Here is a 16,318-nt window from a genome sequence, read left to right as displayed (position 1 = left end):
GAATGGTCGTTAGCTGATTAATAAACATCTTTCAGGTACCTGCCTTCCTCTTTCAACTGATCGAGGAATTCGAGCGCTTGTACATCCGTCTTGCTGCCGTAGCGTTGTATCACCTGCAGCAGGGCATACTCCACATCTACACTCATAGGCTCTTTGGCACCGCAGATATAGATGTAAGCACCGCCACTGATCCATTTCCACAGTTCCGCTGCCTTTTCCAGAATACGGTGCTGCACATAGATCTTGTATTGCTGGTCGCGTGAAAAAGCGAGACTGATATTCGTCAATGAACCGGTTTGTAACCAGTTCTGCAACTCCGTTTGATACAGAAAGTCAGATACAAAGTGCTGATCACCGAAGAACAACCAGTTGCGGCCTTCCGCACCGGTAGCATCGCGCTCGGCAATAAAGGAACGGAAAGGTGCAATGCCGGTACCCGGCCCCACCATGATCACATCTTTGCCTGCTTCGGGCAACCTGAACTGGCTATTCTTGTGCACATAAAACTCGATCTCCCTATCGACAGCGAGCTGCTGCGACAGGTAGTCCGAACACAAGCCAAACTTGAGCTCCTGGTTGATGTAGAAGGTATCGCGGGCTACGATAATATGTACTTCTCCCGAATGCGCATTGGGCGAAGAAGAGATCGAATACAACCGGGGCGTTATCGGCTCCAGGATCGACACCACTTCATGAAACTGCTGCAGGTCCTTGACCGGGTAGATCTTCATCAGGTCAACCAGCCCGATCTTCGTTTCAGGAATATCCTGTTTCACGATCGCAGCATACTGCTTCACAACGCGTTCCGGCAGCCAGGCAATATTGATCCGCTTCAGGAGGTGATTGTAGATCGAATCCGACTCGTTGCGGAAAGTGAAAGGGGTATTATTGTTGCTGAACCCCAGCGCAAGAATGGTATCCACCGCTGTTCTGGGATTTTCAGGAATGATTCCGATGGAATCGCCCGGCAAATAGTCTACCTCGTCATCAACACCAATCTCGATGTGATAGGTTTCTTTGGAAGAATCCCGGTCATTCAGGTTGAGGTTGGTCAGTATCTTTCCGGTGTATATTTTCTTACCAGTCGTTTTTTTAGCAACGGGTGCGCCAACAACAGCTACCGCCGCCGCAGGACTGGCCGTTGTCAGCTGGGTCAGCACGTCGGAGAACCAGCTGGTCGCTTCCGAATGATAGTCCGTATCACAACGCTGCAACGTCGCAATGCGCTGTCCACCCAATTTCAGCAACTGTGCATCCACATCTTCGCCGGCCTTACAAAATAGCGGATAAGAGGTATCACCCAATGCCAGTACGCCAAATTTGAGCTGGCTCAGCTTGAAGCCATTCTGGTGAATATGGTCATAGAACTTCTTAGCAGTGGCAGGTGGCTCACCCTCACCTTGTGTACTTATGATGGTAAAGAAGTACTCTTCCTTCGACAGGTCATTGAGCTTATATTGATCAAGGCTCACCAGCTTGGCATTGATGCCTTTCTTCTTCGCTTGTGAAGCGAAATCAGCAGCCAGCTTTTTGGAGTTACCGGTCTCCGTACCGTATGCTATCGTAATTTTCTGTACGGCCGGCTTGGCGTCTGCTGCAGCGACAACCGCGGCTGCCGGAGCCGCAATAGCAGCTTGCGCCGTTTGCGGCTGCGCCAACAAGCCTGCCAGGTACCCGTTCATCCAGATCAGTTCATCCCTGGAGGAACCGTTTACCAGGTCAAGCAACAACTTCAATTTAGGCTCTACTAACATGGTCTTTTACTTTTTCAGTATGGTCAGTAATGGTTGTAAATAATTTGGCTACGGGCTTAAAGTACTCCTCCCGGCTATTGCTGTTGGCCAGCCAGCCAAACTGCTCATGCAGTCCTACTACCCGGCCTATGATCACCAGTGAAGGAGAAATGAATTTCCTGCCTTTCAACTGTTCATTGTAATCGTAAATATTGCACACCTGTAGGTTCTGCAGCGGGGTTGTTGCCTGCTCCACCACAGCCAGTAATTTATCGCCGTTGATACCATGCCGGGTCAGGTTGGCTACCACCCCTTCGAGGGTTTCCGACGACATATAAAATACCAGGGTATCATCCGTGGTCGCCAGTTCCTTCCAGTAAGCGTCGGTAACCACATCGGATTTATAATAGGTCAACAAGCGAACCGCGGTTGAATATCCACGGGCGGTCAACGGAATACCGGCATAGGCCGCGGCGCCCAGGGCCGACGTCACTCCCGGAATGATCTCATAAGGAATTTGATGAGCAGCCAGTATTTGCAGCTCGTCCAGGATATTGGAAAAGATAGATACATCGCCCCCTTTCAGGCGCACTACCAGTTTGCCTTGTTCGGCATATTCCACCAGCAGCTCGTTGATCGTTTCCTGCGGTGTAGAAGCACCGCGGCGACACTGCTTGCCCACATAGATCAAAGTTGCATCCTGCCGTACATAGGCCTTCAGGATATCCTCACTCACCAGCCGGTCGGTCAATACTACATCCGCCTGTTGCAGGTATCGGGCCACCTTGATGGTCAGCAGTTCGGGATCACCCGGACCGGCACCTGCCAGAATCACTTTACCTGTGTGGTTTGCTTTCATTATGTCTACTTTTTTAGTAGATTAAAGGGGCATAAAAATATACTTCCTACTTATCGTATTTTTCAAAGGCCCGGGCAGCGCTGCCGCCCGGGGCAATAATTTTACTGGATCATACAGGCACCAACCGTCACATGACTGGTCTCGTCGATCAGAATAGCCCCACCATTCGCCCGCAGATCCTGGTAAGCATCGTACGGGATGGGGGAAGCCGTCTTGATCGTCGCCTTGATCACATCATTCAGTACTGCCTGCGCCGGCGCTTCGTTACGCTCGAGGGTATTGACATCGAGTTTGAATTCGATGTTCCGCACCACCGAACGCACTACGCGGCTATTGAGTTGTAATAAATACTTGTTGCCGGGCACCAATGGCTTATTGTCCATCCAACACAACAGCACTTCCAACTCCTGGGCTATTTTTACCGGTTGCGTACTGTTGACGATCACATCGCCCCGGCTGATATCGATATTGTCTTCGAGGTGCAGGATCACGCTTTGAGGAGCAAATGCCTCGGGCACTTCCTTGCCGCCCAATTCAATGGCTTTGATCCTGGTGGATATGCCGGCAGGCTGTATAGTCACCGCATCACCCACTTTGTAAATACCACTGATGATCTTACCGGCGTATCCCCGGTAATCATGCAGATCTTCTGTTTGAGGACGGATTACATATTGCACCGGGAACCGGCCATCGGTCAGGTTGATGGTATCCTGAACCTGCACTTCTTCCAGGAAATGGAGCAGCGAAGGACCTTCATACCAACTCATCTTTTCCGATTTCTCCACGATATTATCGCCTTGCAAGGCACTCAGCGGAATATAGGTTACCTGCTTCAGGCCCAGCGATTGCGCAACCTTGGCATAATCGATCACGATATTGTTGTATACATCCTGAGAGAAATCGACCAGGTCCATTTTATTGATGGCCACCACGATATGCGGAATATTCAACAGGGAGGCAATGATCGAGTGACGGCGTGTTTGTTCTGCCACCCCATTGCGCGCGTCGATGAGGATGATCGCCAGGTCGGCATTGGAAGCGCCGGTCACCATGTTGCGGGTATACTGAATATGCCCGGGCGCATCGGCAATGATGAACTTCCTTTTGGGAGTAGAGAAGTATTTATAAGCGACATCAATGGTGATGCCCTGCTCACGCTCGGCACGCAAACCATCAGTCAGCAAGGCGAGATCGATCTCCCCTTCTTCTTTGTTCTTGCTTTGCCGTTCGATCGCTTCCAGCTGATCGATCATGATGCTCTTACTATCATACAGCAGCCGGCCAATCAACGTGCTTTTGCCATCATCAACGCTACCGGCAGTTATGAAACGAAGTAAGTCCATGTTTATAATTTGTTGTGTTTTCTTAATGATTGTTCATCGATTCGCAACGGCCTTCAACGGCCAGGTGCATTAGAAATAACCGTTCTTCTTTCTGTCTTCCATGGCCGCTTCCGATACCCGGTCATCGATCCGCGTCTCACCACGCTCACTGGTCTTGGTAGCCGTGATCTCATTGATGATATCGTCGATCGTGGAAGCACCCGATTCAACAGCTGCCGTACAGGTCATATCACCCACGGTACGATACCGTACTTTACGGGTAAATACCTTATCGGTAGGCTCCAGTTGAATAAACTCCGACATGGCCACCAATTGCCCCTGGTGTTCGATCACTTCACGATCATGCGCAAAGTAAATAGAAGGCAATTCGATCTTCTCGCGACGGATATAGTTCCACACATCGAGTTCTGTCCAGTTGCTGATCGGGAATACCCGTACATTCTCTCCCTTGTGGATCTTACCATTGTAGGTATTCCACAGTTCGGGGCGCTGCAGTTTGGGATCCCATTGACCAAATTCATCCCGTACAGAAAAGATCCTCTCTTTGGCCCGGGCCTTTTCTTCATCGCGGCGTGCACCACCGATGCAGGCATCGAACTTAAATTCCTCGATGGTATCGAGCAGGGTAAACGTTTGCAAGGCATTCCGGCTGGCAAACTTGCCCTTGGGCTCAGTCAGCTGTTTGGCTTTGATGGTATCACCCACATTGCGTACTATGAGCCTTTCGCCAAGTTGAGCTGCCAGGGCATCACGGTAATCAAGCGCCTCCTGAAAATTATGGCCGGTATCGATGTGTACCAGCGGAAAAGGAAACTTACCAGGCCTGAAAGCTTTCAATGCCAGGTGAACAAGTGTAATAGAATCTTTACCTCCCGAAAACAACAAAGCGGGCCGCTCAAACTGACCTGCCACTTCCCGGAAGATATGTATCGCTTCCGCCTCCAACTGATCCAGGTAATCTAATCTGTAAGCACTCATTCGTTCAATATTTTTATTCCTTCAAAAGTATTTCAATTCATAGATGCGATCGTGCCCTTTTAGAGGGCAAACCGCGCTTCAACTGCCCCCCGTCAGGAGTGAACGTGAAGTCCACATTCCTTTTTGCTGGCATCTTCCCACCACCAGCGTCCGGCACGGAAGTCTTCGCCCGGCCTGATTGCCCTCGTACAGGGCGCACATCCGATACTCACAAAACCCTTATCATGCAATGGATTGTAAGGCACATTATTGCTATCGATGTACTGGCGTACCTGCTCGGTATTCCAGTCCAGCAAAGGATTGTATTTGATGACCTGATTGCCTTCATCCCACTCCCACACCGTCAGGTTATTCCTGTCGGGAGAATGCTCGGCACGCAAACCGGTGATCCAAACAGCATTGCCTTGCAACGCTCTTTTCAATGGCTCTACTTTCCGGATAAAGCAACATTTCTTGCGGTGATCGACCGACTCGTAAAATGAATTGGGTCCGTTTTCCTGCACAAACTCTTCCAGCAGCACATTATTGGGATAATAAGCCTTTACGTTCGACCCATATTTTGAATTGGTACTATTCCAAACAGAATAAGTCTCCGCAAACAGACGCCCGGTGTCCAGCGTGAATACTTTCACAGGCAGGCTATTGCTGAAGATCTCATGAGCTACCACCTGGTCTTCAAAGCTGAAGCTGGTAGAAAAAGTCACCTGTGCCGGAAAGGTCCTTGCCAGCAGCGCGATCGTCTCTCCAATCGATAGTCCACTCGACTGGTAGGTTAAATCAGGAATATAATTCTGGAGTGACATATGCATGTAGGTTGACAATTCAGCGGTAATCAATAAAAGTTAGCAGAGAAACAAGCAACAAAATGGAGAATAATGAATCAACAGCAACAACAATAGTTGTAACAATAGGAGGTAATATTGTATTGCATCGCGAAAGAGTGTAGCATGAAAAAATAATCGTTGACTCCAAACAAAGATAAGGTCTGAGGCGGAAACAGACAATTTTTTCTACCCATAAGGTAGACTAATCGGGATTTTAACAAATACGACCACTAATGAATGTTAGTTTGACTACTAAACACATTATCTGGATGCTACGCATCGAAATCCGGTATGCTCCAAACCCGTATCGGGCGAGGTTTTCATGCGGGAAGTAACCCGGTATCCTTTGCAATAAGAGGCATTACAAAGGAAGGATCCGCCACGCACTACCCGCTTGGGGGTAGCAGGCTCCATAGGATCATTGCTTTGCGATGGGCCTTGCGGATTGGTAGACTGTATGTTCTTTTGGGTATTGTACCAGTTGGCATCATACCAGTCGCTGCACCACTCCCATACATTACCCGCCATGTCGAAAAGGCCAAACTTATTAGCCGCAAACGATCGCACTGGTGCCAGCAGGTTGAAATGATCCCAATTGGTGTTCTTATCCGGGAAACTACCCTGCCAGGTATTGGCTTTAGGCTTACCTTTCTCTACATCCTCCGTACCCCAGGGATACAGAACCTGTTGCTGACCGCCACGCGCTGCCAGCTCCCACTCCGCTTCGGTAGGCAATCGCTTGCCTGCCCACCGCGCATACGCATTGGCATCATACCAGGAGATATGAACGACGGGATAGTTGTCTTTGCCTTTGATATCGCTGCCCTCCCCCTGTGGATGTCGCCAGCTCGCTCCTTTTTTCCAGGCCCACCACTGCGAAGCGTCTTCCAGCGGTACCGGCTGTGTAGGAGGCGTAAACACCAATGACGCAGCTACCAGCAACTCTTCCTTTGGCTTGGGGGTACCAGGAGGAAGCTGTTTTTTCATTTCCTCCCAGTCGGGTTTCTTTTCAGCCGTGGTTACATAACCAGTAGCGGCCACGAACCTGGCAAATTGGGCATTGGTCACTTCGGTGGCATCCATCCAGAAGCCACTGATAGTCACCGTATGTTGTGGATATTCATCGGCCCTACCCTCGGGGTCAGTGGCGCCCATGCCGTAAGTAGTGGCGGGTATCCATACCATGCCTTCATGCGATACACTGTCTCCCTGCGGTGCGAGCGAGTCGACGCCCACGGTGGGGAACCTTGCCGGCAAGTTGGCTTCGCACGACATCGCCGTGTCTTTGTGCTCAGCGACAGTCGCCACCTTGTCTGGATCAGTACACGCAACAGCCAACAGGAGGAGGTACAGAAAGCCCTTTTTCATCGGCACAAGTTAAGGGTTCCGGTCGTTTTTAAGAACAGGCAACTTCAATGGTCAGGAGGTTTCCATAGCCTAATTATCCGGCGGGGCGACGACAGCCAGGTTATAGACCACAAACAGGCCCGCCATCATTTACGCTTGCGTTGCCGGGCTATATCGATGGCCTGCAGCAAGCCTTGCTCCGGTTTATCGAGGGTAAGTTCCCAGAACATGATACCATTAAGCCCTTTGTCAAGCGCATACCGGGTTTTCAGGTCGAGGGAAAGACTATCGTCGAAAGTCGCGAATAACTTTTTATCGGCATTGTAGGCATAGGGAGCTTTGGCCACATCATCCCAATAGAATGTATAACCCAGCTCAGGGGTAATTGAGGTAGAGAAATGCTTATAGGGGATAAAGCTCTTGAATTTACCCGGCCTGTTTAGCCCATGACCCACACTATCCACTCCCTCAAACACACGGGCATAAAACGCAGCACCGATCACCAATTTATTGGCAGGTATACCCAAAGCAAGCAGGTAATGAACCGCGTTATCGGCCGACTCCTTTTGCACAGCTGTTGAATACAATCCCGGGTGATGACCGGTAACCGTGCTATAACCATTGATCAGGTCATAACTCATGATGTTGACCCGATCAACCACCGCCATCACCTTCTTCCACTCGATCGACTCCTCGAGGAATTTAGTAAACCCTCCTGCCGCAAAACTGATCTCCTGTTTTTTGCCGAGTGCCTTGCGCAGACTAATGACCAGCTCCGTAAAATTGGCCCGGTCTTCCACCTTGTAAGGATGACCGGGATGCCCTTCGATGGCCGGATACTCCCAGTCGAGATCGATGCCATCCGTTCCCAGCTTATCGGTCCACGCTTTTACAGATCTTGAAAATGCGTCCCTGCCAGCAGCGGTAGCAAATACATCCGAGCAGGTTTTACAGCCGCCCCACCCACCGAGCGACAACAGGATCTTCAGTGAAGGATTCTTTTGTTTGAGTGATACCAGTTTACGGATGATGGACTCTCCCTTGCCAACGAGCAGCTCATTACCATCGAGATGGCAAAAGCTGTATATGATGTGCGTGAGCTGTTGCACGTTGTAAGCATCGATCTCGGTGGCATCGCCGGAGTAATAGGCCAGCACTGCCAGCGGGCGCCTGGCAGTACTATTAGCAGATGGCTGCGCCTGGCATTGGCAGACGATCAGCAGCAAAACAAGCAGTTGGTATAGGCGTAATGGCATCATACAGGGAATTTACAAAAAATATGTGCTCTCCCGTAACGGTTTGTAATGTCATCTCCCCATAGAATCACGATAGAAAGGCGCAAATACCCTTCGTCAAAAATTACTGTGATGACTCTCACGCTCCCAAAATAACCCTCGCCCCGGTTGCGTGTTACCTGCCACCAAAAGAACATCCCCCGCCGATGGCGAGGGATGCGGTATATCATACCAGCATTTTCTTATTGGCCGGCAAACTGCTTCCGGATCACGTTCAAGGCACCACCTGCCTTGAACCATTCGATCTGCTGCTCATTGTACGTATGGTTCATCACCATCGAATCCTGGCTGCCGTCTTTGTGGTGGGCAACCAGCGTCAAAGGGGTACCGGGCGTGAAGCTGGTAACACCCAGGATATCGAAAATATCATCTTCCTGGATCTTATCATAATCTTCCTTGTTGGCAAACGTCAACGCCAGCATCCCCTGTTTCTTCAGGTTGGTTTCGTGAATACGGGCAAAGCTGCGCACGATGATGGCACGCACCCCCAGGTGACGGGGCTCCATTGCGGCATGTTCCCGGCTGCTGCCCTCGCCATAGTTCTCATCACCTACCACCACACTACCTACACCAGCTGCTTTGTAAGCACGCTGCGTGGCAGGCACAGGACCGTATTCGCCAGTCAGTTCGTTCTTAACCGTATCGGTCTTATCGTTGAAATAATTCACGGCGCCGATCAGCATGTTGTTGCTGATGTTGTCGAGGTGACCACGGAATTTCAACCAGGGGCCAGCCATCGAGATATGATCGGTCGTACATTTTCCTTTCGCCTTGATCAGGAGCTTCAGGCCCTTGATATCGGTACCTTCCCAGGGTGTGAAGGGTTCCAGCAATTGCAGACGCTGTGAATCGGGCTTCACAATGACCTGCACACTGCTACCGTCGGCTGCAGGACCCTGGTAACCGGGATCATCTACCGAGAAGCCCTTGGGAGGCAACTCCATGCCCGTAGGCTCGTCGAGCATCACCTCTTTGCCTTCCGTATTGGTCAGCTTGTCACGCAGCGGATTAAATGTGAGGTCGCCAGCGATCGCAAAGGCAGTCACCAGTTCGGGTGATGCCACAAAAGCGTGGGTAGAAGCAAAACCATCATTGCGCTTGGCAAAGTTGCGATTGAACGAAGTGATGATCGAGTTCTTACGGTTGGGGTCGTCGATGTGACGGGCCCATTGACCGATACAGGGACCGCAGGCATTGGCGAGCACCACACCACCGATCTGGTCGAAAGTTTTCAGGAATCCATCTTTCTCGATGGTATACCGTACTACTTCGGAGCCAGGCGTGATGGTGAACTCTGCCTTGGTCTTTAATTTTTTATCGATGGCCTGTTTTGCCAGGGAGGCAGAACGGCTGATATCTTCATAAGAAGAGTTGGTACAAGATCCGATCAGGGCTACTTCCAGCCGCTCGGGCCAGTTGTTGGCTTTTACCGCCTCGGCAAATTTGCTGATGGGCCATGCCAGGTCTGGCGTAAACGGTCCGTTTACGTGCGGCTCCAGCTCGTCGAGGTTGATCTCGATCAGCTGGTCGTAGTAAGCAGCAGGATCGGCATACACTTCCGGATCGGGACGCAGGTGCTCGCGGATACCGTCGGCCAGGGAAGCTACTTCTTCGCGTCCTGTGGCCTTCAGGTATTCGGCCATTTTGGTATCATAGGCAAACAACGAGCAGGTAGCACCAATCTCTGCACCCATATTACAAATGGTTCCTTTACCGGTAGCACTCAGGCTATCGGCACCTTCGCCGAAATACTCCACAATAGCGCCGGTACCGCCCTTTACTGTCAGGATGCCGGCTACGCGCAGGATCACGTCTTTGGCAGCCGTCCAACCACTGAGCTTGCCGGTCAATTTTACACCGATCAGCTTGGGCATCTTGAGTTCCCAGGCCAGGCCAGCCATCACATCTACGGCATCCGCACCGCCTACACCGATGGCCACCATACCCAGCCCCCCAGCATTTGGAGTATGTGAATCGGTGCCGATCATCATACCACCAGGAAAGGCATAATTCTCTAAAACAACCTGGTGAATAATGCCAGCACCTGGTTTCCAGAAACCAATGCCGTATTTATTGGAAATAGAGGCCAAAAAGTCATATACTTCTTTATTTACATCCAATGCCGTCTTCAAATCTTTAGCTGCACCAGTCTTGGCTTGTATCAGGTGATCACAGTGTACGGTCGACGGAACGGCTACCTGCGAACGGCCACAGGTCATGAATTGCAACAGGGCCATTTGCGCAGTCGCATCCTGCATGGCAACACGGTCCGGTGCAAAGTCAACATAGTCTTTTCCACGGGTATAAGCAGCTTTGGCGGGCTCAAACAGGTGGGCGTATAAAATCTTCTCAGATAAGGTCAGGGGCTTTCCAGTCAACTTACGGCCTTCTGCAATGCGGGCAGGCATTGCACCATACAGCTTTTTGATTAGATCCAGATCAAAAACCATGTTAAATATTTTATATTTTAATTATACGATCTACGCTTACAACCCATTTTCCTCGAATCGCGTCATATTGTACCAGTCACATAAAATCCGATACCAAATTTACCTAAAAAATAAATCAATAGGGATAAACAGGGATTAGGACATTGCTTGAAAATGTATAAATTAGTAGTATGAATCGCTTGAGATTTTTCATAGAATGGCAGGCCTACGGTGTATGCACCGCAATCGGTGAACGCATGGGCATTGCCACCTCACGCATTCGTACCTGGTTCGTTTACATTTCTTTCCTAACCATGGGATCCCCCCTTATCGTGTATTTTGTACTGGCTTTTTGGATGAACATCAAACGGTACATCCTGTCCGTGCGCCGTAACCCATTGAAATACCAATAGCAGGTACATTTTCTCTGTATCCAACCGACCGACTTAACAGCTCATCCTGTGATTGAATTGTATTGCGCTTCATTCACTTTGTAAAGCTTGTATTTTGTTTCAATTTGATTACAACACATCGAATTATGAGCAATTGTTGCTCAAACTGTCCGGCCAATTAGGAATGCCGGTACACAACAACCAGGTGGCTTTTCCAGCAGAGGTTGGCGAAGGAAGTTTTCTATTCCTTCCCCTACCCAATGGATTACATGCCTGCATTACAGATTGTAAGTTTAACCAGGATTGGTTGATCCACCGAAAGCGAAGTAACCACGAAGAGTTTTACACGCTGCGGTTTGATGAGCTGTCGATCCCGGGTAGCCTGACGATCACCATCGACGATGAAAAGGTAAAGGAGAACAACACGAGTAAATCGATTGCCTACCTGACCAGCTCCTTGTTCGATTGGTCGTACCTCGGCACCCAGGGTGGCACTTATCACTCCATCGCTGTTATGCTCAACAAGGAATGGCTGGCCAAGTACCTCGACATTCAAACCGTCGAAGATGTCTTGTCCACCTACATCACGCTCAAGGCGGAGAACTTCAACATCGAGCCGCTCGACAGCAAGTATCGCCAGTGGATGCGCACGATCCTCGATACGGATGAAGACAATCCGCTCCGGCTGACGGTGATCCAAAACAGGATCATGCTGATGATCGAGCGTTTCTTCCTGCACCTGATCGAAAAGATGAAGAACCCCGCGTTCCGCATCCCCTTGTCGCAGGAAGACATCAACCGCGTTATGCAGATCGAAGGCATCCTGACGAAAGACATCTTTCAACCCGCCCCCTCCATCCAGCAACTGGCCAAGATGGTCTCCATCAGCGAATCGAAGCTGAAAAAAGACTTCAAGACCATGTATGGTTTTCCGATCTATGAATATTATCAGAAAGCCCGCATGCAGGCCGCGCAGGATAAACTGCTCACCCGAAAGTATTCGGTGAAAGAAGTGGCGATGGAATTAGGCTATGCCAACCTGAGCAATTTTACGATTGCTTTTAAGAAGGAATTTGGTGTATTGCCCAGTCAGTTATTGTCATAATGGAAAGGTTCCGTACTTCCCTTTAACAAACTGTTTCAAACCAGGAACAACTGCAAACGTTTTTATAAAATGTCGTGCAAACGATTGAGTAAATACTTTGTAGGGTGTGTTCTGCCTATATCAGTTAGCTAAACCCGTAATTCGGGTATAGTTTTGTATACAAGAAGGACCACCGAAAGGTTTTGAGCTGAAGTCCCGTTTTTGATCCTGGCAGAAACTATGATAAAACCACCGCTGGTCTGTTTTCATCTGACTGAAACCACGGATTTACCTTTGAAAACTCTTTGAAAGCTTCCTCTGTGGAAGCTTTTTTCGCGGCTAATTTTTAAAGTGCTATAAATGTTCACATGAGAAAAAAGCTACTCGCAACGAGTAGCTTTTTCTTTTATAGCTTGTATTCCTGCCAGCTCATCCGGGAGATGAGCGAGGCAGTCGTAAGGGAGCCCCCTCAACGATTATAGTATCCTTACTACAGTTTTAGACCACCGCTTTGCGCAACTTCACCAGCTGCTCCAGCAGGCCTTCTAACCGGTCCAGTTTCAGCATGTTCGCACCATCGCTCAGCGCCACGGCTGGGTTGGGATGCGTTTCGATAAACAAACCATCTGCACCGGAAGCGATCGCCGCCTTGGCAATGGTACCGATCAATTGGGGATTGCCGCCGGTAACACCAGACGTTTGATTGGGCGTTTGCAGGCTATGGGTACAGTCCATTACCACAGGCGCGCCGTGCTCCTGCATCCAGGGAATGTTGCGGTAGTCGACCACCATATCCTGGTATCCAAAGCTATTACCCCGCTCGGTCAGGATCACTTTATCGTTACCTGCTTTACGGATCTTTTCGGCAGCAAACTTCATCGAAGGACCGCTTACAAACTGTCCTTTCTTCACGTTGACGATCTTACCAGTCTCGGCAGCTGCGACCAACAGATCCGTTTGGCGGCAGAGAAACGCGGGAATCTGGAGAATGTCGATATATTTCGCAGCCAGGGCTGTTTCGTCATGAGCATGTACGTCTGAAGTCACGGGCAGTTTATAGGCTTCGCCGGTCTTTTTCAGCAGTTTCAGGGCTGTTTCATCGCCCAGTCCGGTAAAGGAAGAGGCACTGGTGCGATTGGCCTTGCGGTAGGAGGATTTAAACACATAGGGAATACCCAGCTTTTTGCAGATACCGCTCACTTTATCAGCCACTTCCATCAATAATTCCTCACTCTCCACTACACAGGGGCCAGCTATCAGAAAAAAGTTCTTCTCGTCGTACTGTTGATTGGCAAACAGGTCTTTAAGCATTTTTTCCATGGCGCAAAGATACGAAAGTGCCGGGTTCCGGCAGCATGTACCCCCTCCCCCCCCCGCGACGGTCAATTTGACCAATATGGGTCGCTTCTTCCTACTGGATGGAACCTTCCATCCTAGGGTCATCCTAGGGTCATCCTTGGGTCATCCTAGGGTTTTCCTTGGGTTTTAAGCCTACCATGACCCTGAGATCACCCCAGGATGCCCCTATCAAGGGAGGAGGAAGAGAGGCTCCAGCAAGGCGCTTTATTATGGCTATCCGGCTGCACTCCAACAAGCACCCTAAACCGGTCAATTGCCTACCAGGTTCGGGTAGTACAACCAACCAGACCGCTGTTCAGGATCAGTTTACGCAGGCAACTGTAAATCAATTGTAAATACGGCTCAAGCAGAGCGCTCCGTTGCGCAGTATTTTATTGTTTCCATCAAAATTTTGCGTTCTTTTGCTGCCATTAAAATGCAACCCTATTTATGATCCGCGAAAGAATTCTCGTTATTGGCGCTTCCGGGCAGATCGGTGTGGAACTGACCTTGGCCCTTCGCAAAATATATGGCAATGCCAATGTGATCGCATCTGACCTCCGTGAGGAAAATGAATTATTGAAAGGCACCGGACCTTATGTAAGCATCGATGTTATGAACAAAGAGATGTTGCACGTACAGGTGATCCGCCAGAATGTAACCCAGATCTACCTGTTGGCAGCGATTCTTTCCGCAACCGGCGAAAAGAACCCCAACCTTGCCTGGAACCTCAACATGCAAGGCTTGCTCAACGTATTGGATATTGCCCGTGAAGAGAAGATCTATAAAGTATACTGGCCCAGCAGCATTGCGGTATTCGGCCCTACTTCTCCCAAAAACAATTGTCCCCAACAAACGATCATTGAGCCTGCTACCGTATACGGTATCAGCAAATATGCCGGCGAGTTCTGGTGCAACTACTACCACCAGCGCTTTGGTGTAGACGTACGCAGCATCCGCTACCCCGGCTTGATCAGTTACAAATCTGCTCCTGGTGGCGGCACCACTGATTATGCGGTGGAGATCTTCCACGAAGCATTGGAAGAGAAGAAATATACAGCCTTCCTGAAGGAAGACACTTACCTGCCGATGATGTACATGCCGGATGCTATCCGTGGTACCATCGAGCTGATGGAAGCCCCCGCCGCCAAGATCGGCATTCGCCATTCCTACAACTTGTCGGCTATGAGCTTCTCTCCTAAAGAGATCGGTGCAGAGATCAAGAAACACATTCCTGATTTCAAGCTGGATTATCAGCCCGATTACCGCCAGGCCATCGCCGATGGTTGGCCAGCCAGTATCGATGACAGCGTTGCCAGCAAAGATTGGGGCTGGAAGCCAGAGTTCGACCTGGCGAAGATGACCAAAGACATGCTCGAAAACCTGAAGATCGAATTGGGCGGCGTAGGCATCAAATCCTAATTGACCTAATCACCTGATAAAGAGAAAGGGTTAAAGCACATGCTTTAACCCTTTCTCTTTTATAATATACGCTGTCGCTTAGAGCGGTCTGATCCAGATATTGCGGAAGCTCACGGGATTGCCGTGATCCTGCAGAATGATCGGCTCCTTATCACCATGCTTTTCATAGTTGGCGATACCGATATATTGCGTGGCACCCCAGATGCTCATATTGTTCTGCACCAACACACCGTTGTGGATGACTGTGATGCGGGCCTGTGTCTTTACATTACCATCGGGATAAAACGCGGGAGCTGTGAAGATAACATCATAAGTCTGCCACTCACCGGGTCCGCGGCTGGCATTGACCATGGGCGGCAATTGCTTGTAGATACTGCCAGCCTGGCCATTTGAATACGTTCTGTTGTTGTAAGAGTCGAGCACCTGCAGTTCGTATTTACCCATCAGGAAGATACCGCTGTTGCCCCTGCCCTGTCCGTCGCCTTTCACGACTTCAGGGGTTCTCCATTCGATATGTAACTGGCAATCGCCAAAGCCTTGTTTGGTATGAATTTCACCAGCGCCCGCTGCTACGGTCATAGCACCGTTCTCTACTTTCCATTTGATGGGGCCACCACCCTTGGCTTCCCAGCCGCTGGCGTCGGTGCCATTGAACAACACTACTGCATCTGCCGGAGCATCGGAAGCTGTTTTGCCGGGCGCCACTACTTTCACTTCGGGCTCCCAGTATTCTGATAATTTAGGATCGCCACCATTGCGGTTTACCTTCTGTGCCTGTGCAAACACTGCTGCTGATAGCAAGCAAGCCGTTAGCATTAATCGTTGGGTCATGGTACAAAATATTTTAGGAATAGGGGGTCAAGATAGGGAAATGTCGGGAATCGACAATAGTAATGCAGGAGGATGAGACACCGTTAACATAAATCGACCGGATCGGGACCCGGCAGTTGCTGTAGATGTACACAACACGCCATTAACGCAGAATGGTAAATCCAATAAAGGCCATGGGTTCGATCGTTTCGACCTGTACACTGGTCACGTCGGCGCGGGCAGGTCCCTGCCTGCACCAGGCAACCAGTTGATTCACGGCGGAGGAAGGTCCGGAAGCATAGATGAGTACGCTCCCATCTGCCTGGTTCCTGACAGTGCCGGTAAGGCCGAGTTCAAGTGCCTTGCCGTGTGTGCTCTGGCGGTAATAAACACCCTGCACCTTTCCCGATACTACAATCGTAACTGTCTGGATCATGACGCAAGATACGAAGAACGGCGCTGGC

The 16,318-nt window shown here is 50.0% G+C and carries 14 protein-coding genes; 3 read left to right on the top strand and 11 right to left on the bottom strand.

Annotated elements, in window-relative coordinates:
- Positions 1-17: 17 nt before the first annotated feature.
- From P2W70_RS03495 to P2W70_RS03460, 8 genes are all read right to left on the bottom strand, one after another.
- The gene (locus tag P2W70_RS03495; RefSeq protein WP_276480033.1) at positions 18-1,754 is read right to left on the bottom strand and encodes a diflavin oxidoreductase; all 1,737 of its coding nucleotides are present in this window, start codon (positions 1,752-1,754) and stop codon (positions 18-20) included.
- Complete coding sequence (gene cobA, locus P2W70_RS03490) at positions 1,738-2,592, bottom strand: uroporphyrinogen-III C-methyltransferase (protein WP_276480032.1); 855 nt, start codon at positions 2,590-2,592, stop codon at positions 1,738-1,740. Before cobA ends, P2W70_RS03495 begins: the two co-directional genes overlap by 17 nt.
- Before the next feature lie 101 nt (positions 2,593-2,693).
- Positions 2,694-3,935: a sulfate adenylyltransferase subunit 1 gene (locus P2W70_RS03485; RefSeq protein ID WP_276480031.1), complete on the bottom strand. Its 1,242-nt coding sequence runs from the start codon at positions 3,933-3,935 to the stop codon at positions 2,694-2,696.
- Between the two features lie 69 nt (positions 3,936-4,004).
- Positions 4,005-4,913 carry a sulfate adenylyltransferase subunit CysD gene (cysD, locus tag P2W70_RS03480; RefSeq protein WP_276480030.1) on the bottom strand — a complete coding sequence of 303 codons (909 nt, stop codon included), beginning with the start codon at positions 4,911-4,913 and terminating at the stop codon, positions 4,005-4,007.
- Positions 4,914-5,005: 92 nt separating this feature from the next.
- Positions 5,006-5,722 (bottom strand): phosphoadenylyl-sulfate reductase, encoded by a 717-nt coding sequence (locus tag P2W70_RS03475; RefSeq protein WP_276480029.1) that lies wholly within the window; start codon positions 5,720-5,722, stop codon positions 5,006-5,008.
- Between the two features lie 276 nt (positions 5,723-5,998).
- Positions 5,999-7,105: a formylglycine-generating enzyme family protein gene (locus P2W70_RS03470; RefSeq protein ID WP_276480028.1), complete on the bottom strand. Its 1,107-nt coding sequence runs from the start codon at positions 7,103-7,105 to the stop codon at positions 5,999-6,001.
- A gap of 125 nt (positions 7,106-7,230) precedes the next feature.
- A complete protein-coding gene (locus P2W70_RS03465; protein WP_276480027.1) occupies positions 7,231-8,343 on the bottom strand; it encodes a glycoside hydrolase family 18 protein in 1,113 nt (370 codons plus the stop codon).
- 218 nt (positions 8,344-8,561) lie between these two features.
- Complete coding sequence (locus P2W70_RS03460; RefSeq protein WP_276480026.1) at positions 8,562-10,829, bottom strand: aconitate hydratase; 2,268 nt, start codon at positions 10,827-10,829, stop codon at positions 8,562-8,564.
- 170 nt (positions 10,830-10,999) lie between these two features.
- On the opposite strand from P2W70_RS03460, the gene P2W70_RS03455 reads away from it, so the two are divergent.
- Together P2W70_RS03455 and P2W70_RS03450 are read left to right on the top strand one after the other, a co-directional pair.
- On the top strand, positions 11,000-11,221 hold the full coding sequence (locus tag P2W70_RS03455; protein ID WP_119052007.1) for a PspC domain-containing protein: 222 nt from the start codon (positions 11,000-11,002) through the stop codon (positions 11,219-11,221).
- 94 nt (positions 11,222-11,315) lie between these two features.
- Positions 11,316-12,305: a helix-turn-helix domain-containing protein gene (locus tag P2W70_RS03450; protein ID WP_276480025.1), complete on the top strand. Its 990-nt coding sequence runs from the start codon at positions 11,316-11,318 to the stop codon at positions 12,303-12,305.
- Positions 12,306-12,782: 477 nt separating this feature from the next.
- Here the strand turns inward: P2W70_RS03450 and kdsA are convergent, their stop codons facing one another.
- Positions 12,783-13,604, bottom strand: a complete 822-nt coding sequence (kdsA, locus tag P2W70_RS03445) for a 3-deoxy-8-phosphooctulonate synthase (protein WP_276480024.1) — start codon at positions 13,602-13,604, stop codon at positions 12,783-12,785.
- Positions 13,605-14,072: 468 nt separating this feature from the next.
- On the opposite strand from kdsA, the gene P2W70_RS03440 reads away from it, so the two are divergent.
- A complete protein-coding gene (locus P2W70_RS03440; protein WP_276480023.1) occupies positions 14,073-15,044 on the top strand; it encodes an NAD-dependent epimerase/dehydratase family protein in 972 nt (323 codons plus the stop codon).
- Between the two features lie 78 nt (positions 15,045-15,122).
- Here P2W70_RS03440 and P2W70_RS03435 read toward each other — a convergent pair whose 3' ends face one another.
- Together P2W70_RS03435 and P2W70_RS03430 are read right to left on the bottom strand one after the other, a co-directional pair.
- Positions 15,123-15,875: a 3-keto-disaccharide hydrolase gene (locus P2W70_RS03435; protein ID WP_276480022.1), complete on the bottom strand. Its 753-nt coding sequence runs from the start codon at positions 15,873-15,875 to the stop codon at positions 15,123-15,125.
- A 142-nt stretch (positions 15,876-16,017) separates the two neighbouring features.
- Positions 16,018-16,290, bottom strand: a complete 273-nt coding sequence (locus P2W70_RS03430) for an acylphosphatase (protein ID WP_276480021.1) — start codon at positions 16,288-16,290, stop codon at positions 16,018-16,020.
- Positions 16,291-16,318: the final 28 nt, after the last annotated feature.

Origin of the sequence: Paraflavitalea pollutisoli, assembly GCF_029360705.1 — a bacterium.
Lineage (GTDB): Bacteria > Bacteroidota > Bacteroidia > Chitinophagales > Chitinophagaceae > Paraflavitalea > Paraflavitalea pollutisoli.
Note: the sequence above shows the minus strand (reverse complement) of the source record. Positions and strands in the feature narration are given on the sequence as shown.